The 23,631-nt window shown below is 65.8% G+C and carries 22 protein-coding genes; 7 read left to right on the top strand and 15 right to left on the bottom strand.

Annotation, left to right across the window (positions count from 1 at the left end; translation table 11 throughout):
• Positions 1-167: 167 nt before the first annotated feature.
• Both ABIA30_RS18520 and gltB read right to left on the bottom strand, forming a co-directional pair.
• Positions 168-1,634: a glutamate synthase subunit beta gene (locus ABIA30_RS18520; protein ID WP_370067979.1), complete on the bottom strand. Its 1,467-nt coding sequence runs from the start codon at positions 1,632-1,634 to the stop codon at positions 168-170.
• Positions 1,627-6,225, bottom strand: a complete 4,599-nt coding sequence (gene gltB, locus ABIA30_RS18515; protein WP_370067977.1) for a glutamate synthase large subunit — start codon at positions 6,223-6,225, stop codon at positions 1,627-1,629. The genes ABIA30_RS18520 and gltB overlap by 8 nt, the downstream gene beginning before the upstream one ends.
• Before the next feature lie 668 nt (positions 6,226-6,893).
• Between gltB and ABIA30_RS18510 the strand changes: the two genes are divergently transcribed.
• A complete protein-coding gene (locus ABIA30_RS18510) occupies positions 6,894-7,703 on the top strand; it encodes a PaaI family thioesterase (protein WP_370067976.1) in 810 nt (269 codons plus the stop codon).
• Positions 7,704-7,826: 123 nt separating this feature from the next.
• Positions 7,827-8,549, top strand: a complete 723-nt coding sequence (gene aqpZ, locus ABIA30_RS18505) for an aquaporin Z (RefSeq protein ID WP_370067975.1) — start codon at positions 7,827-7,829, stop codon at positions 8,547-8,549.
• Here the strand turns inward: aqpZ and ABIA30_RS18500 are convergent.
• The 3 genes from ABIA30_RS18500 to ABIA30_RS18490 form a co-directional block, all read right to left on the bottom strand.
• Positions 8,546-9,439: a DNA-3-methyladenine glycosylase gene (locus tag ABIA30_RS18500; RefSeq protein WP_370067974.1), complete on the bottom strand. Its 894-nt coding sequence runs from the start codon at positions 9,437-9,439 to the stop codon at positions 8,546-8,548. The two genes, aqpZ and ABIA30_RS18500, sit on opposite strands and share 4 nt — an antisense overlap.
• A 27-nt stretch (positions 9,440-9,466) precedes the next feature.
• Positions 9,467-9,826: a DUF427 domain-containing protein gene (locus ABIA30_RS18495; protein WP_370067973.1), complete on the bottom strand. Its 360-nt coding sequence runs from the start codon at positions 9,824-9,826 to the stop codon at positions 9,467-9,469.
• A 132-nt stretch (positions 9,827-9,958) separates the two neighbouring features.
• Positions 9,959-10,639, bottom strand: a complete 681-nt coding sequence (locus ABIA30_RS18490) for a chitin-binding protein (protein ID WP_370067971.1) — start codon at positions 10,637-10,639, stop codon at positions 9,959-9,961.
• A gap of 237 nt (positions 10,640-10,876) precedes the next feature.
• On the opposite strand from ABIA30_RS18490, the gene ABIA30_RS18485 reads away from it, so the two are divergent.
• Positions 10,877-11,344, top strand: coding sequence for an SRPBCC family protein (locus tag ABIA30_RS18485; protein WP_370067969.1), 468 nt, complete (start codon positions 10,877-10,879; stop codon positions 11,342-11,344).
• A 34-nt stretch (positions 11,345-11,378) separates the two neighbouring features.
• Here ABIA30_RS18485 and ABIA30_RS18480 read toward each other — a convergent pair whose 3' ends face one another.
• From ABIA30_RS18480 to ABIA30_RS18470, 3 genes are all read right to left on the bottom strand, one after another.
• The gene (locus tag ABIA30_RS18480) at positions 11,379-12,200 is read right to left on the bottom strand and encodes a class I SAM-dependent methyltransferase (RefSeq protein ID WP_370067967.1); all 822 of its coding nucleotides are present in this window, start codon (positions 12,198-12,200) and stop codon (positions 11,379-11,381) included.
• 63 nt (positions 12,201-12,263) lie between these two features.
• Positions 12,264-13,286 carry an NAD-dependent epimerase/dehydratase family protein gene (locus tag ABIA30_RS18475; RefSeq protein ID WP_370067965.1) on the bottom strand — a complete coding sequence of 341 codons (1,023 nt, stop codon included), beginning with the start codon at positions 13,284-13,286 and terminating at the stop codon, positions 12,264-12,266.
• Complete coding sequence (locus tag ABIA30_RS18470) at positions 13,283-13,795, bottom strand: nuclear transport factor 2 family protein (protein ID WP_370067963.1); 513 nt, start codon at positions 13,793-13,795, stop codon at positions 13,283-13,285. Before ABIA30_RS18470 ends, ABIA30_RS18475 begins: the two co-directional genes overlap by 4 nt.
• Before the next feature lie 83 nt (positions 13,796-13,878).
• Between ABIA30_RS18470 and msrA the strand changes: the two genes are divergently transcribed.
• Positions 13,879-14,385: a peptide-methionine (S)-S-oxide reductase MsrA gene (msrA, locus tag ABIA30_RS18465; protein ID WP_370067961.1), complete on the top strand. Its 507-nt coding sequence runs from the start codon at positions 13,879-13,881 to the stop codon at positions 14,383-14,385.
• On the opposite strand, the gene ABIA30_RS18460 is transcribed toward msrA, so the two are convergent.
• The 3 genes from ABIA30_RS18460 to ABIA30_RS18450 all read right to left on the bottom strand — a co-directional run bounded on the left by ABIA30_RS18460 (position 14,382) and on the right by ABIA30_RS18450 (position 18,026).
• Complete coding sequence (locus tag ABIA30_RS18460) at positions 14,382-15,200, bottom strand: alpha/beta fold hydrolase (protein ID WP_370067959.1); 819 nt, start codon at positions 15,198-15,200, stop codon at positions 14,382-14,384. The genes msrA and ABIA30_RS18460 overlap by 4 nt on opposite strands.
• Positions 15,201-15,209: 9 nt before the next feature.
• Positions 15,210-16,550, bottom strand: coding sequence for a cytochrome P450 (locus tag ABIA30_RS18455; protein WP_370067957.1), 1,341 nt, complete (start codon positions 16,548-16,550; stop codon positions 15,210-15,212).
• A gap of 114 nt (positions 16,551-16,664) precedes the next feature.
• Positions 16,665-18,026: a cytochrome P450 gene (locus ABIA30_RS18450; RefSeq protein WP_370067955.1), complete on the bottom strand. Its 1,362-nt coding sequence runs from the start codon at positions 18,024-18,026 to the stop codon at positions 16,665-16,667.
• Between the two features lie 113 nt (positions 18,027-18,139).
• Here ABIA30_RS18450 and ABIA30_RS18445 point away from each other — a divergent pair, with 113 nt between their 5' ends.
• Positions 18,140-18,772 carry a TetR/AcrR family transcriptional regulator gene (locus ABIA30_RS18445; protein WP_370067953.1) on the top strand — a complete coding sequence of 211 codons (633 nt, stop codon included), beginning with the start codon at positions 18,140-18,142 and terminating at the stop codon, positions 18,770-18,772.
• On the opposite strand, the gene ABIA30_RS18440 is transcribed toward ABIA30_RS18445, so the two are convergent.
• The gene (locus ABIA30_RS18440; RefSeq protein WP_370067951.1) at positions 18,749-19,318 is read right to left on the bottom strand and encodes a TetR/AcrR family transcriptional regulator; all 570 of its coding nucleotides are present in this window, start codon (positions 19,316-19,318) and stop codon (positions 18,749-18,751) included. The two genes, ABIA30_RS18445 and ABIA30_RS18440, sit on opposite strands and share 24 nt — an antisense overlap.
• A 52-nt stretch (positions 19,319-19,370) precedes the next feature.
• Here ABIA30_RS18440 and ABIA30_RS18435 point away from each other — a divergent pair, with 52 nt between their 5' ends.
• Positions 19,371-20,042 carry a class I SAM-dependent methyltransferase gene (locus ABIA30_RS18435; RefSeq protein ID WP_370067949.1) on the top strand — a complete coding sequence of 224 codons (672 nt, stop codon included), beginning with the start codon at positions 19,371-19,373 and terminating at the stop codon, positions 20,040-20,042.
• Here ABIA30_RS18435 and ABIA30_RS18430 read toward each other — a convergent pair.
• The 3 genes from ABIA30_RS18430 to ABIA30_RS18420 are packed head-to-tail and all read right to left on the bottom strand — an operon-like array spanning position 20,039 to position 23,037.
• Positions 20,039-21,103 (bottom strand): prenyltransferase, encoded by a 1,065-nt coding sequence (locus ABIA30_RS18430; RefSeq protein WP_370067947.1) that lies wholly within the window; start codon positions 21,101-21,103, stop codon positions 20,039-20,041. The two genes, ABIA30_RS18435 and ABIA30_RS18430, sit on opposite strands and share 4 nt — an antisense overlap.
• A gap of 3 nt (positions 21,104-21,106) precedes the next feature.
• Positions 21,107-21,823: a methyltransferase domain-containing protein gene (locus tag ABIA30_RS18425; protein ID WP_370067945.1), complete on the bottom strand. Its 717-nt coding sequence runs from the start codon at positions 21,821-21,823 to the stop codon at positions 21,107-21,109.
• Entirely contained in the window at positions 21,817-23,037 is a 1,221-nt protein-coding gene (locus ABIA30_RS18420) for a glycosyltransferase family 4 protein (protein ID WP_370067943.1), read from the bottom strand. Before ABIA30_RS18420 ends, ABIA30_RS18425 begins: the two co-directional genes overlap by 7 nt.
• A 164-nt stretch (positions 23,038-23,201) precedes the next feature.
• Here ABIA30_RS18420 and ABIA30_RS18415 point away from each other — a divergent pair, with 164 nt between their 5' ends.
• Positions 23,202-23,618: a hypothetical protein gene (locus ABIA30_RS18415; RefSeq protein ID WP_370067941.1), complete on the top strand. Its 417-nt coding sequence runs from the start codon at positions 23,202-23,204 to the stop codon at positions 23,616-23,618.
• Positions 23,619-23,631 lie beyond the last annotated feature (13 nt).

Raw genomic sequence — 23,631 nt, 5'->3', positions numbered from 1 at the left:
TGCAAGGTCGGGTAACGGTTCGTCATCGGGATACTGCCCGGGTAGATCCAACCCGAACCGATCTAGTGTGCAACTCCAGTCACACCAGCAACACCCGACACGCCATACCTAGCAGTGTTAACTATCCCACTCGGTCTATCGCCGTCATCGGCTCTTCGCGCAAGCACTCATCGCTGCGGCGCTGCCGTCGGCCTGATCGGTGCAGGCAGAGCGCTCTGCCCCATCAGGAAGCGGTCCACCCCGGCGGCCGCGGCACGACCCTCGGCGATGGCCCACACGATGAGCGACTGCCCGCGGCCCATGTCACCGGCCACGAACACGCCCGGCACCGTGGTCTGGAAGTCGTTGTCACGAGCCACGTTGCCGCGGTCGGTCAGCTCGACACCCAGCTCGGTAAGGAGTCCGTCGCGTTCTGGACCCACAAAGCCCATGGCCAGGAAGACGACGTCGGCGGGCAGTTCGAAGTCCGAACCTTCGACCCTCTCGAACTTGCCCGCGTTCATGACGACCTCGTGCACCTTCAGTGCCGATACCTTGCCGTCGGTCCCGATGAACTCCTCGGTGTTCACCGAGAACACGCGCTCGCCGCCCTCTTCGTGCGCCGAGGACACCCGGAACATCAGCGGGTAGGTCGGCCACGGGGTCGAGTCGGCGCGCTCCTCCGGCGGGCGCGGCATGATCTCGAACTGATGGATGCTCTCGGCACCCTGCCGGTGTGCGGTGCCCAGGCAGTCCGCGCCGGTGTCACCACCACCGATGATGACGACCTTCTTGCCCTTGGCCGTGATCGGCGGCTCACCGTCCGGTCCCAGCACATCGTCACCGAACTGAACCCGGTTGCCCCACGGCAGGTACTCCATGGCCTGATGGATGCCGTCGAGCTCGCGGCCCGGGATCGGCAGGTCACGCCAGGCGGTGGCACCGCCGGCCAGGACCACCGCGTCGAAGTCGTCCTGCAGCTGCTCGACGGTGATGTCCACGCCGACGTTCACACCGGCGCGGAACTGCGTGCCCTCGGCCGTCATCTGCTCCAGACGACGGTCGATGTGGCGCTTCTCCATCTTGAACTCGGGGATGCCGTAGCGCAGCAGGCCACCGATGCGGTCGGCCCGCTCGAAGACTGTGACGGTGTGGCCGGCACGGGTCAGTTGTTGTGCGGCAGCCAGTCCGGCCGGTCCGGAACCGACCACGGCGACGGTCTTGCCGGTCAGTTCCCCCGGCGGCAGCGGCTTGACCCAGCCCTGCTCGAAGGCGTTGTCGATGAGTTCGACCTCGACCTGCTTGATGGTCACCGCGTCCTGGTTGATGCCCAGCACGCACGACGCCTCACACGGCGCCGGGCACAGCCGCCCGGTGAACTCCGGGAAGTTGTTGGTGGCGTGCAGCCGCTCGATGCCGTCGCGCCAGCGGTCCCGATAGACCAGGTCGTTCCACTCGGGGATCAGGTTCCCCAGCGGACAACCGTTGTGGCAGAACGGGATACCGCAGTCCATGCAGCGCGAGGCCTGCACCTGCAGGGTGGCGTGATCGAAGTCCTCGTAGACCTCTTTCCAGTCCTTGAGGCGCAGGTCGACCGGCCGGCGGACCGGCCCCTGACGATGCGTGTGCTTGAGAAAGCCGTTCGGATCAGCCACGAGCGGCCGCCATGATCGCCTCGCCGACGTCCTCGCCGGCGGCCTCGGCCCCGGCGATCGCATCCAGCACCCGCTTGTAGTCGCGTGGCATCACCTTGATGAACTGCTCCTTCTCACTCTGCCAATCGCTGAGAATCCGCTGTCCCACAGCCGATTCCGTTGCATCGACATGGGCCGTGATCATCTCGTGCAGCCACAGTTCGTCGGTGGCATCCAGAGCATCGAGGTCGACCATATCGCCGTTGATATTGCCCGGCAGGGCATCCTGCGGGTCGTACACGTAGGCCATACCGCCGGACATGCCCGCGGCGAAGTTGCGCCCGGTGGACCCGAGAATGACGACCTTGCCGCCGGTCATGTACTCGCAGCCGTGGTCGCCGACTCCCTCGACAACCGCGTACGCACCCGAGTTACGGACGGCGAACCGTTCGCCCACCACACCGCGCAGGAAGGCCTGGCCACTGGTGGCACCGAACAGGATCACGTTGCCGCCGACGATGTTGTCCTCGGCCACGAAGTCGGCCGGGGCATCCTCCGACGGGCGCACCACGATGCGTCCACCCGAAAGGCCCTTGCCGACATAGTCATTGGCATCGCCGTTGACCCGCAGTGTGATGCCCTTGGGCAGGAAGGCACCGAAGCTGTTACCGGCCGAACCGTCGAACGTGATGTCGATGGTTCCGTCCGGAAGACCTTCACCGCCATGGGCTTTGGTGACCTCGTGGCCCAGCATGGTGCCGACGGTGCGGTTCACGTTGGTGATCTTCAGCGACAGCTGTACCGGGACCTTGGACTCGATGGCCTCACGACACTCGGTGATCAGCTGCTGATCGAGCGCCTTGTCCAGGCCGTGGTCCTGGCTGCTGGTGCAGTACAGGTCCTGCTTCATGAACGCCGACTCGGGCTCGTGCAGCACCGGCGCCAGGTCCAGCTTGTGGGCCTTCCAGTGCGCCGCCGCCTCCGTGCTGTCCAGTGCGCCGACCTGTCCGACCATCTCATTGACGGTGCGGAAACCCAACTGTGCCATGAGTTCCCGGACCTCTTCCGCGATGAAGAGGAAGAAGTTCTCGACGAACTCGGGCTTACCGGTGAACCGCTCACGCAGCACCGGGTTCTGGGTGGCCACACCCACCGGGCAGGTGTCGAGATGGCAGACCCGCATCATGATGCAGCCAGAGACCACCAGCGGTGCGGTGGCGAAGCCGAATTCCTCGGCACCGAGCAGCGCGGCGATCACCACGTCCCGGCCGGTCTTGAGCTGGCCGTCCACCTGCACCACGATGCGGTCCCGAAGACCGTTGAGCAGCAAGGTCTGCTGCGTCTCGGCCAGACCCAACTCCCACGGCGCGCCCGCATGCTTCTGCGAGGTCAGCGGGGTGGCGCCGGTACCGCCGTCGTGGCCGGAGATCAGCACGACGTCGGCGTGGGCCTTGGAAACTCCAGCGGCAACCGTCCCTACGCCGTTCTCCGACACCAGCTTCACGTGGACGCGGGCCTCGGGGTTGGCGTTCTTCAGATCGTGGATCAGCTGCGCCAGGTCCTCGATCGAGTAGATGTCGTGGTGCGGCGGCGGCGAGATCAGGCCGACACCCGGGGTCGAGTGCCGGACCTCGGCCACCCACGGGTACACCTTGTGCCCCGGAAGCTGGCCACCCTCGCCGGGTTTGGCGCCCTGAGCCATCTTGATCTGGATATCGGTGCAGTTCGTCAGGTAGTGCGACGTGACACCGAACCGGGCCGAGGCCACCTGCTTGACGGCACTACGGCGCCAGTCTCCGTTGGGATCCCGGTCGAACCGTTCGACGTTCTCGCCGCCCTCACCCGAGTTCGACCGTCCGCCAAGGCGGTTCATCGCCACGGCCAGGGTCTCGTGAGCTTCGGCCGAGATCGAGCCATAGCTCATCGCACCGGTGGAGAATCGCTTGACGATCTCGCTGGCCGACTCCACCTCGTCGATCGAAATCGACGGGCGCACACCGTCTTTGAACTTCAGCAGGCCACGCAGCGAAGCCATCCGCTCACTCTGGTCGTCGACCAGCTTGGTGTACTCCTTGAATACCGAGTACTGCCCGGTACGGGTGGAGTGCTGCAGCTTGAACACCGTGTCCGGGTTGAACAGGTGATACTCGCCCTCACGTCGCCACTGGTACTCACCACCGACCTCCAGCTCGCGGTGTGCCCACTCGTCGGGGCGGTCCAGGTAGGCCAGCTCATGGCGGGCCGCGACATCGGCGGCGATGTCATCGAGGTCGATACCGCCGGTCGGACAGGAGATTCCGGCGAAGTACTCGTCGAGCACCCGCTGGCTGATACCGACGGCCTGGAACAGCTGGGCACCGGTGTAGGAGGCCAGCGTCGAGATGCCCATCTTGGACATCACCTTCAGCACGCCCTTGCCGGCCGCCTTGACGTAGTTGGCCTTGGCCGCATCACTGCTCAGGCCGGTGATGATGCCGCGGTCGACCAGGTCCTCGACGGTCTCGAAGGCCATGTAGGGGTTGATCGCGGCGGCACCGAAGCCGACCAGCATCGCCATGTGATGCACCTCGCGGGCGTCACCGGTCTCGACCACCAGGCCGACCTGGGTACGGGTGCGTTCCCGGACCAGGTGGTGGTGGACCGCGGAGACGGACAGCAGAGACGGGATCGGCGCCAGCCATTCGGTGGACTCGCGGTCGGACAGCACGATGATCCGTGCGCCGTTGCGGATGGCCTGCGAAACCTTGTTGCGCACCTCTTCCAGCGCACGCTTGAGCCCATCACCGCCGTCGGCGACCGGGTACAGGCAGCGGACCACCGCGGCCCGCATACCGTGCTTACGGCCGCGGATCTCGTGATCGGGGTCGACACAGATCAGCTTGGACAGATCGGCGTTACGCAGGATCGGCTGCGGCAGCACGATCTGCCGGCAGGAGTTCTCGTCCGGGTTGAGCAGATCGCCCTCGGGGCCGACAACGCCCGAGAGGCTGGTGACCACCTCTTCCCGGATGGCATCCAGCGGCGGGTTGGTGACCTGCGCGAACAACTGCTGGAAGTAGTCGTAGAACATCCGCGGCCGCTGCGAGAGCACGGCGATCGGAGTGTCGGTACCCATCGAGCCCAGCGCCTCGGCGCCGGTTCGCGCCATCGGTGCGATCAGCTGGGTGACCTCTTCGTTGGTGTAACCGAAGGCCTGCTGTCGCAGCACCACGCGGTGGTGCGGCATCTTGACGTAGTCGCCCGGAGGCAGGTCATCGATGTGGAACTGACCGTTGTCGAGCCACTCCTGGTACGGGTGCTCGGCGGCCAGCGCGTCCTTGATCTCGCCGTCGTCGACGATCCGGCCCTGCTCCATGTCGACGAGGAACATGCGGCCGGGCTGCAGGCGCATCTTCTTGACCACGGTCGACGGGTCCAGGTCCAACACGCCGGCTTCGGAGGCCATGACGACCAGGCCGTCGTTGGTGATCCAGATACGGGAGGGACGCAGGCCGTTGCGGTCCAGTACAGCGCCGACCATGGTGCCATCGGTGAAGCAGATCGACGCCGGGCCGTCCCACGGCTCCATGAGCGCGGAGTGGTATTGGTAGAACGCCCGCCGGGCGGGGTCCATCGACTCGCTGCGCTCCCAGGCCTCGGGGATCATCATCAACACCGCGTGATGCAGCGGACGGCCACCCAGGTGGAGGAGTTCGAGAGCCTCGTCGAACCGGGCGGTGTCCGAGGCCCCCGGGGTACACACCGGGAAGATCTTGTTCAGGTCGTTGTGGTACCCGAAGACGTCGGTGTGGATGAGCGCCTCACGGGCCCGCATCCAGTTCTCGTTGCCGTTGACGGTGTTGATCTCACCGTTGTGCGCGACCCGGCGGAACGGGTGCGCCAGCGGCCAGGACGGGAACGTGTTGGTCGAGAACCGCGAGTGCACGATGCCCAGCGCACTGGTCATCCGCTCGTCCTGCAGGTCCAGGTAGAACGCCTTGAGCTGCGGGGTGGTGAGCATGCCCTTGTAGACGATGGTCTTGCCGGACAGGCTCGGGAAGTACACGGTCTCGCGGCCGGGGCCGTCCTGGCCCGGACCCTTGGTGCCCAGCTCGTGCTCGGCACGCTTGCGGATGACGAAGACCCGGCGCTCGAGGTCCATGTCGGAGGCGCCGCCGATGAAGATCTGACGCAGCGTCGGCATGGCGTCACGCGCCAGTGCGCCCAGCGAGGAGTCGTCGGAGGGCACATCGCGCCAGCCCAGGACCTGCAGGCCCTCGGCCTCGACGATCTTCTCCACCGCTTCGCAGGCCAGCTTGGCATCGCGGGAGGACTGCGGCAGGAACGCGATGCCGGTGGCGTAACTGCCCTCGGCGGGCAGCTCGAAGTCCACCACAGCACGCAGGAACGCGTCGGGAACCTGCAGCAGGATGCCCGCACCGTCGCCGGTGTTCGGCTCCGCACCTGCGGCTCCGCGGTGCTCCAGGTTCAGCAGTGCGGTGATCGCCTTATCGACGATGTCCCGGCTGCGACGTCCGTGGATATCCGCGACCATGGCGACGCCACAGGCGTCATGCTCGTACGCGGGGTTGTACAGCCCGACCTTGCTGGGCCCGCCGTGCTGCGGCGTCATTCGCACCTAACCCTTCACATCTTCATTACGAAGCATCGCCCTGACTGCCGCCTCAGCGACGTCAGCGGACCGAGCGACGAGCATGCCAGCGTGCAGCACTGAACGACGGGCTTTCCCGCTCGCCACAAGTTGAGACAAAACGATATGACAAACCCGGCCTGACATGCCAACTTAGGCAGACCTAAATGGGGTTGCTGCCGCACTGCCTCGCAACCCCATGGATACATCCGTTGGTGCGGCTAATTCTATTGAAGCCCTTGAGCTTTCGCCAATCGATTGGCCCCGCTACCCACAGATGCTCACCTGCACCACTGGCCACAACCAGGGTCAATCATTTGCCATGATACATATTCGCACACGTAACGGCGACTTTTTGATTTGCCGAAAGCTTGCTCAGATTCTTAAAGAAGTGCCGAACACCACCGATTCAGCCCCTCGATCGACGGTCCGATCTACGTCTCCACCACCGTCTCCGCCGCCGGATCCGGCCGCTTCGGACGCGGACCGTAACCCACTGCCTGGCAGAGTTTTTGACACATCGCGGCTGGCGTCGCCGACCCCGCCCTCGCCCGCGCTCGACCCGGTCGCCACCCCGGCCTCCGGTCGGGCAGCTTTTGCATACCCCTACTGGGTATATTCAGACCTCGCCATTGTCAGGCTGGGATGCGATGCGTCACCCGCTGAATTCCCCGATCGGCCGCTTCGGTATCGACACCCTCGATCTGTCCGACGAGCGGTGCGTCTCCAGCATCGCCGTCCACGGCCTGACCAACCCGCTGACCGGGATGCCCACGCTCGCCACCTTGACCGTGCTGGTCGACCACGCGTGCGGGCTGGTCAATCACCACCGCCGCGAGCCCGACGAGTGGACCGTCTCCACCGAGTTGGCCCTGGAATTGAGCCCTGAAGCGGCAGCGACCGTCGCCGCACGGCCCGATATCCGGGTGGTCGCCACCGCGTGGCCAACCGGAGAGAAGGGCGACACCGCACTCGGCCGCTGCCGGCTGAGCCACGGATCCACGGTGATCGGCGTCGGCACGGTCCGCTCAGTGCATCTGCACGCACCCGAAGCTGCTGCCCGCGACTTGAACAGGATGACCAACCCACCGACCGACCCGTCACCACACACCGGGCTCGCCGACCTGATGGCGGTCACCGTGCCGGCTCCCGGCAAGGCGGTGCTGCTGCAGCATCCCGATCCCGTGCTGAACAACACCCTGGGCATCATTCACGGCGGAATCGCCTCGGCCGGACTGGAATTGGTCGGGACCGCGGCGCTGAACGCGGATCGCGGCAGCGACCCGCTCAGCACCGCCTCGGTCCGCGTCAACTTTCTGCGCCAGTTCTTCGCGGGTAACGAATCGCATTACACCGCAACAGTTCTGCGCGCGGGACGGCGTAGTGGAGTGGCCGACGCCCAAGCCATCGGCAACGACGGCAAGGTCGCCCTGATCGCGCGCGTCACCGGATACCGCTGAATCACGCAACGTCTCTGTTGAGCAAACATTCGGCAACAACGGGCAAGCCTGTGAGTCAGCAGTGAGACGCTCGAACGGCATTGCCCCTGTCCGCTTTTCGTGATTCGAATGGAGGTTGCAGCAATGAGTGCTCCCAGCATGGGTCGTCGGCTCACGGCCGAGGCCATCGGTACATTTTGGCTGGTCCTCGGCGGATGTGGCGCCGCGGTGTTCGCAGCCAACCCCACTGAGCACAGTTCGGTGGGCATCGGATTCCTCGGCGTCGCAATAGCGTTCGGCCTGACTGTGCTGACCGGCGTCTATGCGTTCGGCAGCATTTCCGGCGGACACTTCAACCCGGCGGTGACCTTGGGCGCGGCGCTGGCCCGGCGGATCGAGTGGAAAGCACTGCCGGCCTATTGGGTGGCGCAGGTGATCGGCGGCCTGATCGCCGGTGGGCTGATCTACTGGATCGGTAGTGGACAAAAGGGGTGGGCAGCCACCGGGAGCATGGCCGCGAACGGGTTCGGCGACCATTCGCCCGAGCACTTCAATCTGACGTCCGTGATCATCGCCGAGGTGGTGCTGACCGCGGTGTTCTTGCTGGTGATTCTGGGGTCCACCGACGCCCGGGCACCGAAGGGTTTCGCCGGATTGTCAATCGGCCTGTCTCTGACCCTGATCCACCTGATCTCGATCCCGATCTCCAATACCTCGGTGAACCCCGCTCGCTCCACCGCGGTGGCATTCTTCAACGGTGATGGCGCGCCATCGCAGCTGTGGGTGTTCTGGTTGGCACCGCTCGTGGGCGCCGCAATCGCCGGGGCGGCTTACCCGTTGCTGTTCGGCAACGGGGATTCCGACTAGATATCACGCAGGACCGGAATTGCCTGGCGCGCACCGAATCTCGGATTGCGCGCCAGGCCGCTGGCCTCCAGGATCCGAACCGCGCGATGGCGGTGCGGGCGCAGGGGCTCCAGGATCTCGACCATCGCGGCGTCATCGATCGGGTGCCCCAACAGCGTCCAACCGATCATCTTGGCCAAGTGGTAGTCACCCACCGACAGCGCGTCGGCATCGCCGAACGCCCGCTGTGCGGCCTCCGCCGCAGTCCACTCACCGATGCCCGGCAACGACGTCAGCGCCCGACGCGCGGTCACCGCGCTCAATCGCTCCAAGGAGTCCGCACGCTGGGCACATCCGACGATGGTGCGGGCACGGCTCGGATCGACATTGGCACGGTGGAACTCCCACGACGGAATGCGACGCCAGACATCTGCGCTCGGTGGCACCCGCATTCCGGCCGGCGCGGGGCCCGGTGCGGGCGCCCCGAACCGGGTGACCAGTCGTCGCCACGCCGTCCACGCATCCATGCCGGCCACTCGCTGCTCGACGACTGCCGGGATCAGCGCCTCCAGCACCCGCCCGGTGCGGCACAGTCGCAGCTGCGGTACCCGCCGGAGCGCTTCGGCAATGGTCGGTTCGGTCGGATGAAATCCGCTGGCATCGTCCTCGGCGCCAACCAGTGCCGGCAGTCGATCGATGAATTCGGCCGCACCGTCACCCCACACCTCGCACTCCGCGGTGTCCGCACGGGCGCCCAACCGAGCGGTGACCGAGCCGGTTTGCATCAGGCTGGTCCGCCAGATCACGCCGGAGACGGTCCGGAAGGTCGGGTCCTGCCCGCCACGACGCAGCGGTGACAGCGTCTGGCTCAGGCCGGCCGGCCCGTCCAATACGACGCTCGCAGTGGGCACTGCTTCAGCGTAGGTGTCGGCGGCATTTCAGCTCAGCGCGATATCGGCCTTGTCCGGGTAGAACGCAACGTGCCCGGCGATCTGGCCGACCGCGTCATAGGGCAGCCGGTACGTCCAGATGACGTCGGGAACACCGAGCACGTCGAAGTAGTTGGCTTCGCCCTTGTACGGGCAATACGTCGTGGTGACACTCTCGGTCAGTGCCGCCTGGTCGACGTCGGAGAGCGGAATATATTGGACCGCTGGATAATTCGATTCCTGCAAAGTCAACGCAGCGTCGGTTTCGGCAACGACGCGGCCGTCGACACGGACCGTGACATGGCCCACGGTGGCCGTGATGGTGATGGGATGTTCGGTGCTGGGTAGGAGAACGGGGCGTTCGGTCATATTGGTTGAACACTTATCCGGTGATCGCCATTTCCACAGGCGCCCGCCAATAGCCGAAGCCTGCCGTCGGCGCGTCCACTTTGCGGGGACACGACCGACGACAGGCTCGGGCTGACGGCAACTATGTACGGTTTACAGCGGGATCCAGATTCCGAAGAGCCAGATTCCCCAGGCGTTGAAGCCCGGGTCCCACACCGGCATCTGGTTGAAGCCCCAGTAGTTCACCGGGCCTCCGTTCCAAACCCCACCCGGAGGCGGGAATGGACCACCCCAGCCGACCCGCGGCGGCGCGCCCCAACCCCAAGGGGCCGGTCCATCGCCCCACGGGGCGTTGTGCCACCCACCGAAGGCATCGGGAGGCCTTGGACCCCAGTCACGCGGCCCACCGGGGCCGCCCGGACCGCCCGGGTGCCAATCAGGACCGCCGGGACCGCCTGGGCCACCCGGGTGCCAATCGGGACCACCAGGACCACCCGGACCACCCGGGTGCCAATCGGGACCGCCAGGACCACCGGGGCCGCCTGGGCCACCCGGGTGCCAATCGGGACCGCCAGGACCACCCGGGCCAGGACCACCGGGGCCACCCGGTCCCGGGTGCCAACCACCAGGTCCACCAGGACCGCCTGGCCCTCCGGGTCCGCCCGGGCCTCCGGGTCCACCGTGCGGGCCACCCCCGCCGCCCGGACCGCCGGGTCCACAGGGCGCACCCGGCGGGCACGGACCGCCGGGCTGTGCATTCGCAACGCCGATACCTGCACCGGCAAAGGCCGCACCGGTAAGAGCCACGGTTGCGACCAACTTCTTAAAGCTCATCACTCACTCCTTCATGGAAGGTGCCGTCACACGTCATATCGCGCGATGACGTGTCAACCGTTACGCGGCAACATAAGAATGAGCTGTACTGGCACTGTGCAGTTCTTCTGCCCGCCACCAGTCACCGCAATGTTTTTCACCAACACTGACAACGAAATTGACGCGCGCGACATTCACTACGTCGCCCGATCGGCCCAGCATCACCTCAGATCTTGACCAGTCCCCTACGATCCCAGCATGAGCGCTCCAGGCCCCGCAGCCGTCACTGAATCCATTGCGATCGCGGCCGATCCAGCCGCCGTGTACGCCTTGATCACCGACCTACAGACGATGGCATCGTTGGCCGAGGAGACACACGCCATGCAATGGCAGAAGGGCTCGTCAGCGACACCCGGCGCGGTGTTCAAGGGACACAACCGCAACGGGACGAAGACCTGGACCACCACGTGCACGGTGACCGATGCCGTGCCCTCCCAGGTCTTCGGATTCAAGGTCACGTCGTTCGCGGTCCCGATCGCACAGTGGCGTTACGACATCGCCGCGACCGAAAAGGGCTGCCAGGTAACAGAATCCACCTGGGATGACCGCCCATGGTGGTTCAAAGGAATCGGCGGGCTGGCCACCGGGATCAGCGACCGCGAATCGGCGAACGCCGAGCACATCCGGTTGACCCTGGAGCGTCTGAAGGCCCGCGCCGAGAGCTAAGGCTGCCGGCCTCGTCAGGAAGCGGCCACACTCCTCAGCCGAACGAATATCGGTGGTACTGCGACATATAACGTGCGCCGGGAATCATCCGCATCGCCGCTGCGGCAAACCGGAGGGCGGCCGGCAGTCGCTCGTAGCCACTGGCGTCGAAGGCTGACGTCCACGACATCAGCCGCAACCCTGGCACCGCCGACAACACGTCGTCCGGTGTGTCCATGGCCCACTCCAACGTCGCCCCCGAGCGCCGTACCACGCCGTTGGTCCACTGCAGTTTTACGCCCAACCTGCTGAACGCATCGAATTGGATTTCCCCGCAAGCGAAGTGGTCCACGATCCGCCGCAACAACGCCTGCCCGTCCGCCTCGGACAGATACATCGTGAGGCCTTCGGCCAGCATCAGCACCGGGCGGTCCGTGGGTATTTCGGCCAGCCACGCAGGATCGGTCACCGACGCCGCGACCAGCTGATTGTGCTCGCGAGCAGGGTACAACTGACGCCGTAGGTCGATCACCGCCGGGTAGTCGATGTCGTACCAGTCCACGCCCGGGCCCGGATCCAACCGGTAGTACCGGCTGTCCAGACCGCAACCGAGATGCAGCACAACAGCTTCCGGATGTACTGCCAGAAACTGGCGGGCCCATTTATCGAAGTGCGCGGACCGCAGCGTCACACCGGGCGAGTTGGCCGCAGTGATGGTGGTGCGCGACCAGTCGTAGTCGAGCCGAGCCACCACATCGCGGGCATAGGTGTCATGCAAGACCGAATGCGGCAGATCGGCATCGACTGCCTTGCCGTACAGCGTCGCCAGCATCGTCTGCGGCGCGCCCGTCAGATCCACCTGCAGCTTGTCCGTCATGACTCCGACGCTAGCCTGATCAACACTTGGCGGACAACGACTTAACGCTGCACGGCGCGTTGTTCAGCCGACCTGCTTCTTGGCCGCCCGCCGCGCCGCACGCACGCCTACCCAGAACCTGGCCGCGTCCCGCACCGCATCTTCGACAGGACCGGGCTGCCAACCCAATTCACGCTTGGCCTTGGTGCAGTCCACCGGCGCCTCGGCCCGCATCAACCGCAGCGATGCGAGCGACATGTGCTCATCGGTGCCCTTGAGCCGGCCCTTGACGGTGCCCACGGTGGCCAGCGCGTAGGTCACCGGCAGCGGCAGCGACTTGGTCGGCGCCGGCACCCCGGCTTCGGCGGCGGCAATTCGGGCCACCTCCGCGTTGCTGATCATCTTGGCCGAAATCAGGTAGCGCTCACCCCGAGTTCCCTTGGCAGCGGCCAGAATCAGCGCCCGCGCCGCGTCGTCGACACCAACGGCCTCCAGTTCGATCCCGCTCATCACGAACGGCAGCTTGCCGTAAGCCGCACCGGCGATGATCGCGCCGTGCGGGGTCCGTCCCCAGTCCCGCCCGCCGTACGTGGTGGACACACACATCGCCACCGCCGGCAGACCACGCTCGGCGGCATACTGCAGCACCAGGTTCTCGGCCTGTACCCGAGAACGGACGTACGGGGTCAAACCCCTGTTCGAGATGATGTCCTGCTCGGTGGCCACCCGGCCACGCTTGCGGCCAACCGTGGCATAACTGCTGGTGAAAACGAATTTCTTGAGACCCGAAAGGATCTCGGGTTCCACTGCGACATCGAGGACATTGCGGGTGCCTTCGACGTTGGTGCGGAACAGCGGCGACGGATCACGCAGCCAGCCCCGGGTGTCCACCACGCAGTAGTAGACGACGTCCGCACCGGTCATCGCTGCGCGGATCGTGTCGTTGTCCCAGATGTCGCCCTCGAATCTGGTGACGTTCAAATCATCGATGCCGATGGTGTCGGCGCCCTTGCGAACCATCACCCGGACGTCCTCGCCGGCCTCCACCAGCTGCCGGGTGACGTGCGAGCCGAGGTAGCCATTGGCTCCGATGACCAGGGCGCTCACGGCCGTCCTCCACCGCCGAACTTGCGCATCCACTCGTCGGCTTCCTCGGGCAGCGTGCCCAGCTCCCGGGCCTTCTTGCACCACTTCACGGTGGCCTCGACGAACTTCATCGGGTTGTAGATGTCCTCCTGCCGGCTCCACAGCCCGTCCCCGGCGTAGGTCACGATCGAGATGTTGGTGGCGCCGATGATGGTGCCGTCGCCGGGATCGCGCATCGGATTGTCCAGCTCGCAGATCACCCGGCCGGTCGCCTCGTCGTACACCTTCCACAACGACGGGAAGGCCGTCATGTAGCTACCCGGGAAGGACTCCATGGTATTCCAGATCCACGGCCGCACCTCCTCGCGGCCGTGCATGGTGCCCATGGCGTGCTCGATGTACAGCACGTCCTCGGCGTAGTGGTTCGTCCACGGATCCCAGTCGCGGGTCTGTGCGGCTCGATCCACGGTCTGCTCGAAGACTTCGAATGCGGCGACCAGCTCGTCGCGGCTGAAGGTGTTGCCCGTCACAGAAAAACTAGAACACGTTCTACCGAGGTTTGTCGAGAGCCTCACACTTGCGCATCGGTACAGACTCGGCTTCTCTGGATGACATGAGTGACACCGCAACCGCGATCCTGGCCGGCGGCTGCTTCTGGGGAATGCAAGACCTGATCCGTAAGCAGCCGGGCGTGCTGACCACGCGGGTCGGGTACACCGGCGGCCAGAATGACCACCCCACCTACCGCAACCACCCGGGCCACGCAGAGGCCGTCGAGATCGTCTACGACCCGGCGAAGACCGACTTCCGCACACTGCTGGAGTTCTTCTTCCAGATCCACGATCCGTCCACCCGTAACCGGCAGGGCAACGACGTCGGCACCAGCTACCGCTCGGCCATCTTCTACCTGGACGACGAGCAGAAGCGGGTGGCCGAGGACACCATCGCCGATGTGGACGCGTCCAAGCTCTGGCCGGGCAAGGTGGTCACCGAAGTGACGCCGGCCCCGGATTTCTGGGAGGCCGAGCCCGAACACCAGGACTACCTGGAGCGCATTCCCAACGGCTACACCTGCCATTTCCCACGGCCGGGCTGGAAACTGCCCAAACGCGTCAGCTAGCCGGTGGCGGTGCGCTCGAGGATGGCCTGAGCGACGCGGTCGGGGTGCCGGTCGGGCAGCCAGTGATCGGCCCCCTCGACGATTTCGAACGTGTAGGGCGCGTGTACGTAACGCTCGGTCAACAGCGCACCCTTGCGGCCCAGCGCGATGTCGTCATCACTCCAGATGTACGTGGTCGGGCGGGTTACCGGTTTGGACGCCGATCCGGGTGAGGTGAAGGGCAATGCCCGATACCAGTTGAGCGCGGTGGTCAGCGATCCGCCGTCGAGCACATCGGCACGGGAGATGGCCAGCGCCTCCTGCGGCATGCCGCTGCGCGGCATGGCAAGGCGCGCAAACCATTCCCCCACCCGAGGCAGCTGGAAGATGCCCATGTAGTACGAGTGCAGCGCCTGGCTGCCGACCACCATCGCTTTGAGGAAGGCGCCCGGGTGCGGCACCGACACCGCGGTGAGGGTGCGCACCAGTTCCGGCCGGGTGGCGGTCAGGGACCAGGCCACGGCAGCACCCCAATCGTGTCCGGCCACGTGCACCGGACCACCGGTGAGTTCGATCAGCGCCACCACATCACCCACGAGTTTGTCGGAGGTGTATTGCCGCCGGCCGGCCGGCCGCGCGCCCGCAGAGTAGCCGCGCTGATTGGGTGCCAGCGTACGGAAACCCTTGGCATTCAACAGTTCCGCTACCGTCGACCACGACTGCGCGGTCTGCGGAAAGCCGTGCAGCAGGACCACCACGTCACCGTCGATGGGGCCGGAGTCGATGACGTCGAAGGTCAATCCATCGTTGCGGTATTGCGAAATCCGTTCGGTCACAGCACAAACCTACAACTGAGTGCTGCGCCGGCGCAGCACTACGCGACCACCGCCCTTGGGGGTGTACGCCACGCCGCGGGCATGCACCCGCTCTCCCGGAGAGCTGGTTGTCGCGATGGCGAAATGGCGCAATACCGTGCGCAGCACGACATCCATCTCCACGTTGGCGAACACCGCTCCGACGCAGCGGCGGGTGCCGCCACCGAACGGCAAGAACGCCAGGGGCGGCCGATTGCCGACGAACCGCTCCGGATCGAAGCGCTGCGGATCAGCGAATTCTGTTGCGCTCTCATGCATCTGGTCGATCGCCACGATCACCGAGAAGCCGCGCGGGATCACCCATTCGCCGAGCTGGAAGGTCGGCGCGTAGACGTGCCGACCAGCGAAGTCGATGATGGTGCGCACGCGCTGCACTTCCAGGATCACGGCCTGGCGGTATTCGTCCGACCCGTCGGCCACTTCGTCCTCGAGGCGGCGCAGCACCTCGGGGTGCCGGGAGATTCGTTCGAAGGCCCAGGCCAGGGTGGCCGCCGTGGTCTCATGACCGGCTGCCAGCAGGGTCAGCAACTCATCGGCGATGTCGCTGCGTGACATCGCCGTGCCGTCTTCGTAGGTGCTGCGCAGCAGCAGCGCCAGCACGTCGTCGCGGCTGTCCAGGTCGGGGTCGGCGCGGACCTCGTCGATCAGGCGACCGACGACCTCGTCGTACTGACGCCGATACTCGGCCAACCGGCCCCACGGCGTGTACCGGCCATAGGTGCGGGCCGGCATGGGCAGCACCGCAACCCGGGAGCCGAGCGTCACCCAGGGCGGGATGATCCGTCGGAGTTCGTCCAGGTGCTCACCGTCGGCTCCGAATACCGCCCGCAGGATTGCGTTGAGCGTGATGCGCATCATCGGCTCGAGAGTGCCGAAAGCCTGCCCCTGCGGCCAGGACTCGGCCTCGCGCAGCGTCTCTTCTTCGAAGATGCGCTCGTAGTTCTTGACACTCTTGCCGTGAAACGGCGGAGTGAGCAGCTTGCGGCGCAATCGGTGCTCGGTGCCGTCGAGCGCGAACACCGACCCATTGCCGAGCACCCGGGACAGGTTGGGCTGGATGTTGCCGACCGCGTCGGTGTTCGCTGCGAACAGCTGCTTGGCCAGTTGGGCGTCGGCCACCAGCACCGTGTGGCCGAATACCGGTGCGTTGCAGGTGAATACCGGGCCCAGCCGCGGCACCATGAGCTGGACGAATTTGCGCCGGTTGAACCCGAACGCCAGCCCCTGGATCAGTTTGGGTAGCCAGGTCGCCGGCGGCAGGTTGATCGCCGGTACCCGGGCAACCGGGTCAGCGGTGGCAGTTTCACTCATGGCAGGCTCCAAGACCACTTTTTGCGGTACCACGCCGTACCGCGGGACTGCGTTGCACGGTACCGGCTAGTACCAGCGATAAGCAAGGGTCTTGGGTTTCGGTCGTCGCGACGCCTAGGTTCCCAGCGGAACCGGTCGCCGCCGCATCGTCACCCGCGCCCCATCCTTGGGCGGGTTGGCGATGCCGCGGGAGCGGATCTTCTCACCAGGTGCATCAGTGGGTTCAATCGCAAAGTGGCGCAATATGGTTCGCAGGATGACATCCATCTCGACAACCGCGAACGCCGAACCCGCACAACGCCGTAGCCCGCCGCCGAACGGCATGAACGCCGCGGGCGGACGCTCACCGAGGAAGCGCTGCGGATCGAAGGTGTGCGGATCGTCGAACTCGTCGGCGCGGACGTGCACCTGGTCGACAGCGACGACCACCGTACTTCCGCCAGGGATGACCCATTGGCCGAGTTGGAATTTCGGCGCATAGACGTGGCGTCCGGCGAGATCGATGACGGCCCGCGTGCGCTGCACCTCCATGCAGGTCGCCTGCCGGTAGGCGTTGTCATCGGTGGCCGCCTCGGCCTCCAACCGGGTCAGCACATCCGGGTGTCGCGATATCCGTTCCAGCGCCCAGGCCAATGTGGTCGCCGTCGTCTCGTGCCCCGCCGCCAGCAAGGTCAGCAGTTCGTCGGCAATATCCCGGCGGGACATCGCGGTTCCGTCCTCGTAGCTACTGCGCAGCAGCAGGCTCAGGATGTCGTCGCGATTCTCGAAATCCGGGTCGGCCGTGGCGTTGTCGATCAATTGATCGACCAACACGTCGAATTCCCTGCGGTATTGCGCCAGCCGTCCCCATGGCGAGTACCGGCCGTAGGTGCGCGACGGCATGGGCAACGGGGCCAGCTGACAGCCCAGCACCACCCACGACGGCATGAGGCTGCGCAGCTGGTCGAACTGCTCACCCGCGGCACCGAATACCGCACGCAGCATCACGTTGAGCGTTATCCGCATCAGCGGCTCGACGGATTGAAATGCCTGGTCGTCGGGCCAGTGGGCGGATTCGAGAAGCGTCTCCTCCACGAATATCCGCTCGTAGTTCTTGACGCTCTTACCGTGGAACGGTGGCGTGAGCAGTTTGCGCCGAGCCCGATGCTCGGCACCTTCGAGCCCGAAAAGTGAACCGGGACCGAGCAATCGAGAAAGGTTGGGCTGGGTGTTGCCGACATCTTCGGGGTCGGCCGCGAACAACTGCTTGGCCAGCCGCGGGTCGGCGATCATGACGGTGCGGCCGAAGACCGGGACGTTCACGGTGAAGACGTCGCCGTAACGCTTCCACAGGTGTGCGCCCATGTGCTGACGGGCCGTGGCGAACCACAGGCCGAGGAGAGCCTTCGGAAGCCGGGGTCCGGGCGGCAGATTGATCGCCAGGGCCTCCGGTCGCGCAGTCGCCACTGTATTGACCTCGGCGATAATTTCGCCCATGGCGCCCTCCGTGCCCGAAAATTTGCGGAACCCACGATTCCCGCACGAAACTGTAGTACGGTACCGGTTGGTACCAGAGCGCTGAAATGGCGCACAGGGCACAGGCAGGGGACATGGGAACGGCGCCGAGCGCAGCACATACCGCGCCGGCCGGTGCCGCCACCGACTTCCGGGTACGACTCTTGGGCGGCCTCGCCGCGTCGATCGCGACGCGTGGCTATCGCGACACCACCGTTGCTGACATCGTCCGGAACGCCAAGACTTCCAAACGCACCTTTTACGACCGATTCGCCACCAAAGAAGAATGCTTCATCGAGCTGCTCCGCACCAACAACGAGGCACTCATCGCCCGGATCCGCGGCAACGTCGATCCACACGCCGAGTGGGACGCCCAGATCCGCTGTGCAGTCGAGGCTTACGTGGCGCACATCGACTCCAACCGGCCCATCACGCTGAGTTGGATCCGGGAGGCACCGGCCCTCGGCACCGCCGCGCTCCGGCTCCACCGGGTGGCCATGGAGCATCTGACCGCGATGGTCGTCGACATCACCGGCAACCCCGGATTTCAACGCGTAGGACTGCCCCCGGTCAGCCCGGCACTGGCGCTCATCCTGCTCGGCGGCCTGCGCGAGCTGACCGCGTTGATCGTCGAAGACGACCGCGATATCGACGAGCTGATGGCCCCAGCGGTCACCGCCGCGACGGCACTGATGAGCGGCCCGTCAACCCAGCATCAGACGCGCTGACTTCTCCAATCGCGCGGCGATCTCCTCGTATGAGGCGTACCCCATCCCGGCACGCACCAAGGCGCCCGAATAGAGCATCTCCAGCGAGTCGATGACATCGGCGTCGATGTCCGAGCCAAGGGCCGCGGCCAGCCGATCCCGGATCTCGCGGCCGATCCGTTGCCGCAGCACCTCCACGTCCGGATCGCGGCCCAGCAGCGCGTTGGTCACCGCGCCGGCGAATTCCGGTTCGTCGGCAACCAATAAGGCGATGTGCCGGAGCACCTCGGTGACCCGGGTCGCCTGGTCGTCGGATTGGTGCGGAGCCGGCGGCGCGGAGACCAACCGGCGCCAGAACACCTCGGCGACAAGGTGTTCCTTGGAGGAGAAGTAGGTGTAGGCGGTCGCCGCGCCGACGCCCGCTTCGGCGGCAACCCGGCGTACCGTCAGGCCGGCGAATCCCTCGCGGCGCAGCAAGTCCAGCGCCGCTCGGCTGAGGCGATCAACGGTATCGGCCTGTTTGGCCGACAACCGGCGCCGAGTCGGTTCCAGCGCCTGTTCGGACACGTGTCCAGACGCTACTACAACAGGGGCTGACCAGCAACGGTATGTTGACGTCATGAGCACCACCGAGGCCGCCCTGCCGCCGGATGCCGTCCGCCTTTTCAGCTACGCCGAGACGGTCACCGGCTTCATGCCGGCCGACGAAGGCCGCGCCCTCTACGACGTCGCGGTGCGCTATCTGGGTGACGGCGCAGGCGTCGAAATCGGTACGTACTGCGGTAAGTCCACGGTGCTGCTCGGTGCCGCGGCCCGCCAGACCGGCGGCGTGCTCTACACCGTCGATCACCACCACGGCTCCGAGGAGCACCAGGTCGGTTGGGAGTACCACGACAGCTCGATGGTCGACCCGGTGACCGGCCTGTTCGACACCCTGCCGACATTGCGGCACACGCTGGACGCGGCCGGCCTGGACGAGAACGTGGTCGCCGTAGTCGGCAGGTCGACGGTAGTGGCCCGGTCGTGGCGAACCCCGTTGCGGTTCTTGTTCATCGACGGCGGCCATACCGAGGAAGCCGCCCAACGCGACTTCGACGGCTGGGCCCGCTGGGTCGAGGTCGGTGGTGCGCTGGTGATCCACGACGTCTTCCCGAATCCAGAGGACGGCGGCCAAGCGCCGTTTCACATCTACCAAAGGGCGCTGGCCACAGGCGATTTCACCGAAGTCGCGACCCACGGGTCGATGCGGATCCTGGAGCGACGCTCCGGGACGCCGGGCGCAGCGCTCTAGCGGGTCGCGCAGGCGCAGTCGAAGGCGCCTTCGAGGCCGCGCGGCAGATCCTCGCCGCGGAAGATTCCATTGCCCGGGGTCGTTCTCGACAAGGCGTCCGCCGCCAGCACCATCGCCGCGCCGGTCCAGGTGCTGCGCTCCACCGGCCACCGCTTACCGTCCGCGTACACCAGGCCGGTCCAGTACGATCCGTCGACCTCGCGCAGGTGTTGCATGTTGGCGAATTGCTCATAGGCCCTTGCCGATTCGCCTATCGCGTCCAGCGTCATCACCAGCTCGCAGGTCTCCGCCCCGGTCACCCACGGTCGGTGATCGACGCACCGGATACCCAGCCGCGGCACCACGAATTCATCCCAGCGGGCCTGGATACGCGCCTGCGCGGCAACCCCGCGGATCGCGCCACCGAGCACTGGGTAGTACCACTCCATGGCGTGAGTGTCCTTGGCATTGAAAGCTTCTGGATGCGAAGCGATCACGTGTCCGAGCCGGCCCAGCGCAACCTCCCATTCCGGCTGGGATTCGCCGAGGTAGTTCGCCAGGGCCAGCGCACACCTGATGGCGTGATAGATGCTGGCGCATCCGGTCAGCAGCGCCTCTTCGAGGATTCCGTGAGGGCTTGCCGCCCAGGCAATTTCGCCGTCACCGAACTGCATGGTCAGCACCAGCTCGATGGCCCGGAACACCACGGGCCACATCTGCACGGCGAACTGACGGTCGTCGGTCACCAGCACGTGGTGCCACACCCCGGTGGCCACGTAGGCGCAGAAGTTACTGTCGATGTTGGCGTCCTCGATGACGCCCCGCCGAATCTGGATCGGCCAGGATCCGTCCGCACGCTGGGTATTACGACACCAGTCGAAAGCGCCGCGCGCGGGCTCGATCAAGCCGGCGACCGTCAACGCCATCGCATTCTCGATGTGGTCCCACGGGTCGGTATGCCCGCCGTCGAACCACGGGAGAGCGCCGTCGGACTCCTGGGTGGCGGCAATCGACTCGGCCGTTTGCAGGCACTGCGCCGGCGTCAGAACCCCTGCGACGCCGGGAATTTTGTGCCGCCGCACCGGTCAGGCCGCCGGCTTCTGAAAGTACAGAGCGACGCTCTTGCCGATCAGCGGGTTGAGCGCATCTTCGGCGACCCGCGTCAGCCAGGGCTTGCTCATCATGTCCCAGACCAACAGCTTGTGATACGCCTCGACTGCCGGATGCGTCGGTTTGTCCACACCCACAGCACATTTCAGCCACCAGAACGGCGAATGCAAGGCGTGGGCATGGTGCCGGTGCTGGAAGACCATGCCACGATCGGCGATCTTGTCCAACAGCTCATCGGCACGGTAGATCCTGATGTGCCCGCCCTCGTTGGCGTGGTACTCATCGGACAGCAGCCAGCAGATCTTCTCCGGCATCCAGCGCGGGACCGTCACAGCCAACAAGCCGCCGGGCTTGAGCACCCGCACCAGCTCATCGATGGCCCGGTCGTCCTGCGGCACGTGCTCCAGGATCTCCGAGGCGATGACACAGTCGAATTCGCCATCTGCGTATGGCAGGGCCAGCGCGTCGCCGGTGACCACTTCGGCCTTGGCGCCGGCCGGTGCCTCGCCCTCCTGCGCCATCGCCTGCAGCATGATGTCGACGTTGGCCAGCTCATCGGCATCCTGATCGAAGGCCACCACATCGGCGCCCCGGCGGAACGCTTCGAACGCATGCCGACCGGCACCACAGCCGACGTCGATGACGGTGGTTCCAGACCTGATCTGGAGCCGGTCAAAGTCAACGGTCAGCATATCGCCCTCTCGTACACCGAAACAGTCTGTGCAGCAACGGACTCCCAGCTGAATACAGCCTCGGCGCGGCGACGCCCATTGGCGCCGAGCCGGGCCAGTTCCGTTGGCGAGTCCAACAGCTCACCGAGCACGCGGGACAGTTCGCCGACATCACCCGGTGCCACCAGACGCGCACAATCCCCGTCTGGACCCAGTACCTCGGGCAACGCCCCCGCCCGACTGGCCACGATCGGTGTCCCGCTTGCCATGGCTTCGACGGCCGGCAGGGAGAACCCCTCGTACAGCGAAGGGATACAAGCGATTTCGGCCGATGCCAGCAATGCGGCCAATTCGGAATCCGTCAGCCCGCTGGAGATGTTGACGATGTCGGAGATGCCGAGCTCGGCGATGAGTTTCTCGGTCGGCCCGTTGGGCTCCAGCTTGGACACCAATTGCACGTCCAGGTCGTGTTCCGCGCGTAACCGCGCGACCGCGTGCAGCAGGTGGTTGACACCCTTGAGCGGGACGTCGGCACTGGCGATCGCGATGATTCGCCCACGCACCCGGTGCGGCGATGGGCTGAACAGCTCGGTGTCGACGCCCAGCGGCACCACCTGCAGCTGGCTCGGCAGCACCCCGAAGTCCGCGGCGATATCGGCGGCCGAGGCCGAAGACACGGTCAGCAGTTCCGGAATGCGGCGGGCGACCCGCTTCTGCATCTCGGCGAACCCATACCAGCGGTGCACCAACGGCTTTCGCCACCACTTCGCGGCGGCGATCTCCAGCACCCGGTCCCGGGTGATCGGGTGGTGCACAGTGGCCACCACCGGAATCCCGTCGCGACGCAGTTTCAGCAGCGCCGAGCCGAGGCTCTGGTTGTCGTGGATGACGTCGAACTCGTCTCGACGCGCCCGCAACTCACGCACGACGCGCATGCAGAACGTCCGGGGCTCGGGAAAACCCGCGGTCCACATGGTGAACAACTCCAGCAGGTCGACGTGGTCACGGATCTCGTGGATATGTGGCACCCGGAACGGATCCGGCTCGCGATACAGGTCCAGGCTCGGGATCTTGGTGAGCTTGACCCGGGTATCGAGGCCTTCCGGATAGGGCTGGCCGGAGAACACCTCGACCTCATGGCCGAGTTCGACCAGACCACGGCTGAGGTGACGGACGTAGACGCCCTGGCCCCCGCAGTGCGTCTTGCTGCGATAGGACAGCAGGGCGATACGCATGATCAGTTCACCATCGACTCAGGGCAGACGGAGTCACGACGGACTCCTGGACATGTGTCCAGACTATAGTTTGGTCGTCTATCTTGTGCAATGCCGACCGCGCGGCACCATATGTGCCCCCTGCGTGCTGACCACCCTGATGGCACCAGCGAAAATAGCCGGTCATGAGCACCCTGAACCTGCGCACCGTCGGTATCGCAGTAACCGCCGCGCTCCTGACCGCGGGTTGCGGTACCCAGTCGGGCAATGCACCCGTCACCCCGGCACCGACCTCTTCTGGCACGCCGCAGATGTCCGATCAGCAGGCCCCGCCACAGCGGCTGGTCATCGACGCCACCATCAAGGGCGGGCAGGTCATCCCCACCGGCAAGCAGCTGAAGGCCACCGTCGACGAGACCATCGTGGTTCGGATCAGCAGCGACGCCGACGACGAACTGCACGTGAACTCCACTCCCGAACACAAGTTCACCGTCACCGCCAAGCCCAACCAGTCGTTCCAGTTTTCGATCGGCACCGCCGGCAAGGTCGACATCACCCTCAAGACACTGAACAAGACCATCGCCACGGTCGACGTGCAGTAGTTACCGTGGAGAC

The sequence above is a fragment of the Mycobacterium sp. MAA66 genome (assembly GCF_041261665.1).
Lineage (GTDB): Bacteria > Actinomycetota > Actinomycetes > Mycobacteriales > Mycobacteriaceae > Mycobacterium.
The sequence above is the reverse complement of the archived record's forward strand: the minus strand, read 5'-3'. Positions and strand labels throughout refer to the sequence as shown.

Coding starts and splice junctions, on each gene's coding strand:
- ABIA30_RS18425 (WP_370067945.1), bottom strand. CDS start 21,823: ATGCTGACCGTTGACTTTGACCGGCTCCAGATCAGGTCTGGAACCACC.
- ABIA30_RS18415 (WP_370067941.1), top strand. CDS start 23,202: ATGAGCACCCTGAACCTGCGCACCGTCGGTATCGCAGTAACCGCCGCG.
- ABIA30_RS18490 (WP_370067971.1), bottom strand. CDS start 10,639: ATGAGCTTTAAGAAGTTGGTCGCAACCGTGGCTCTTACCGGTGCGGCC.
- ABIA30_RS18435 (WP_370067949.1), top strand. CDS start 19,371: ATGAGCACCACCGAGGCCGCCCTGCCGCCGGATGCCGTCCGCCTTTTC.
- ABIA30_RS18455 (WP_370067957.1), bottom strand. CDS start 16,550: ATGAGTGAAACTGCCACCGCTGACCCGGTTGCCCGGGTACCGGCGATC.
- ABIA30_RS18485 (WP_370067969.1), top strand. CDS start 10,877: ATGAGCGCTCCAGGCCCCGCAGCCGTCACTGAATCCATTGCGATCGCG.
- gltB (WP_370067977.1), bottom strand. CDS start 6,225: ATGACGCCGCAGCACGGCGGGCCCAGCAAGGTCGGGCTGTACAACCCC.
- ABIA30_RS18510 (WP_370067976.1), top strand. CDS start 6,894: ATGCGTCACCCGCTGAATTCCCCGATCGGCCGCTTCGGTATCGACACC.
- ABIA30_RS18495 (WP_370067973.1), bottom strand. CDS start 9,826: ATGACCGAACGCCCCGTTCTCCTACCCAGCACCGAACATCCCATCACC.
- ABIA30_RS18480 (WP_370067967.1), bottom strand. CDS start 12,200: ATGACGGACAAGCTGCAGGTGGATCTGACGGGCGCGCCGCAGACGATG.
- ABIA30_RS18420 (WP_370067943.1), bottom strand. CDS start 23,037: ATGCGTATCGCCCTGCTGTCCTATCGCAGCAAGACGCACTGCGGGGGC.
- ABIA30_RS18450 (WP_370067955.1), bottom strand. CDS start 18,026: ATGGGCGAAATTATCGCCGAGGTCAATACAGTGGCGACTGCGCGACCG.
- msrA (WP_370067961.1), top strand. CDS start 13,879: ATGAGTGACACCGCAACCGCGATCCTGGCCGGCGGCTGCTTCTGGGGA.
- ABIA30_RS18445 (WP_370067953.1), top strand. CDS start 18,140: ATGGGAACGGCGCCGAGCGCAGCACATACCGCGCCGGCCGGTGCCGCC.
- aqpZ (WP_370067975.1), top strand. CDS start 7,827: ATGAGTGCTCCCAGCATGGGTCGTCGGCTCACGGCCGAGGCCATCGGT.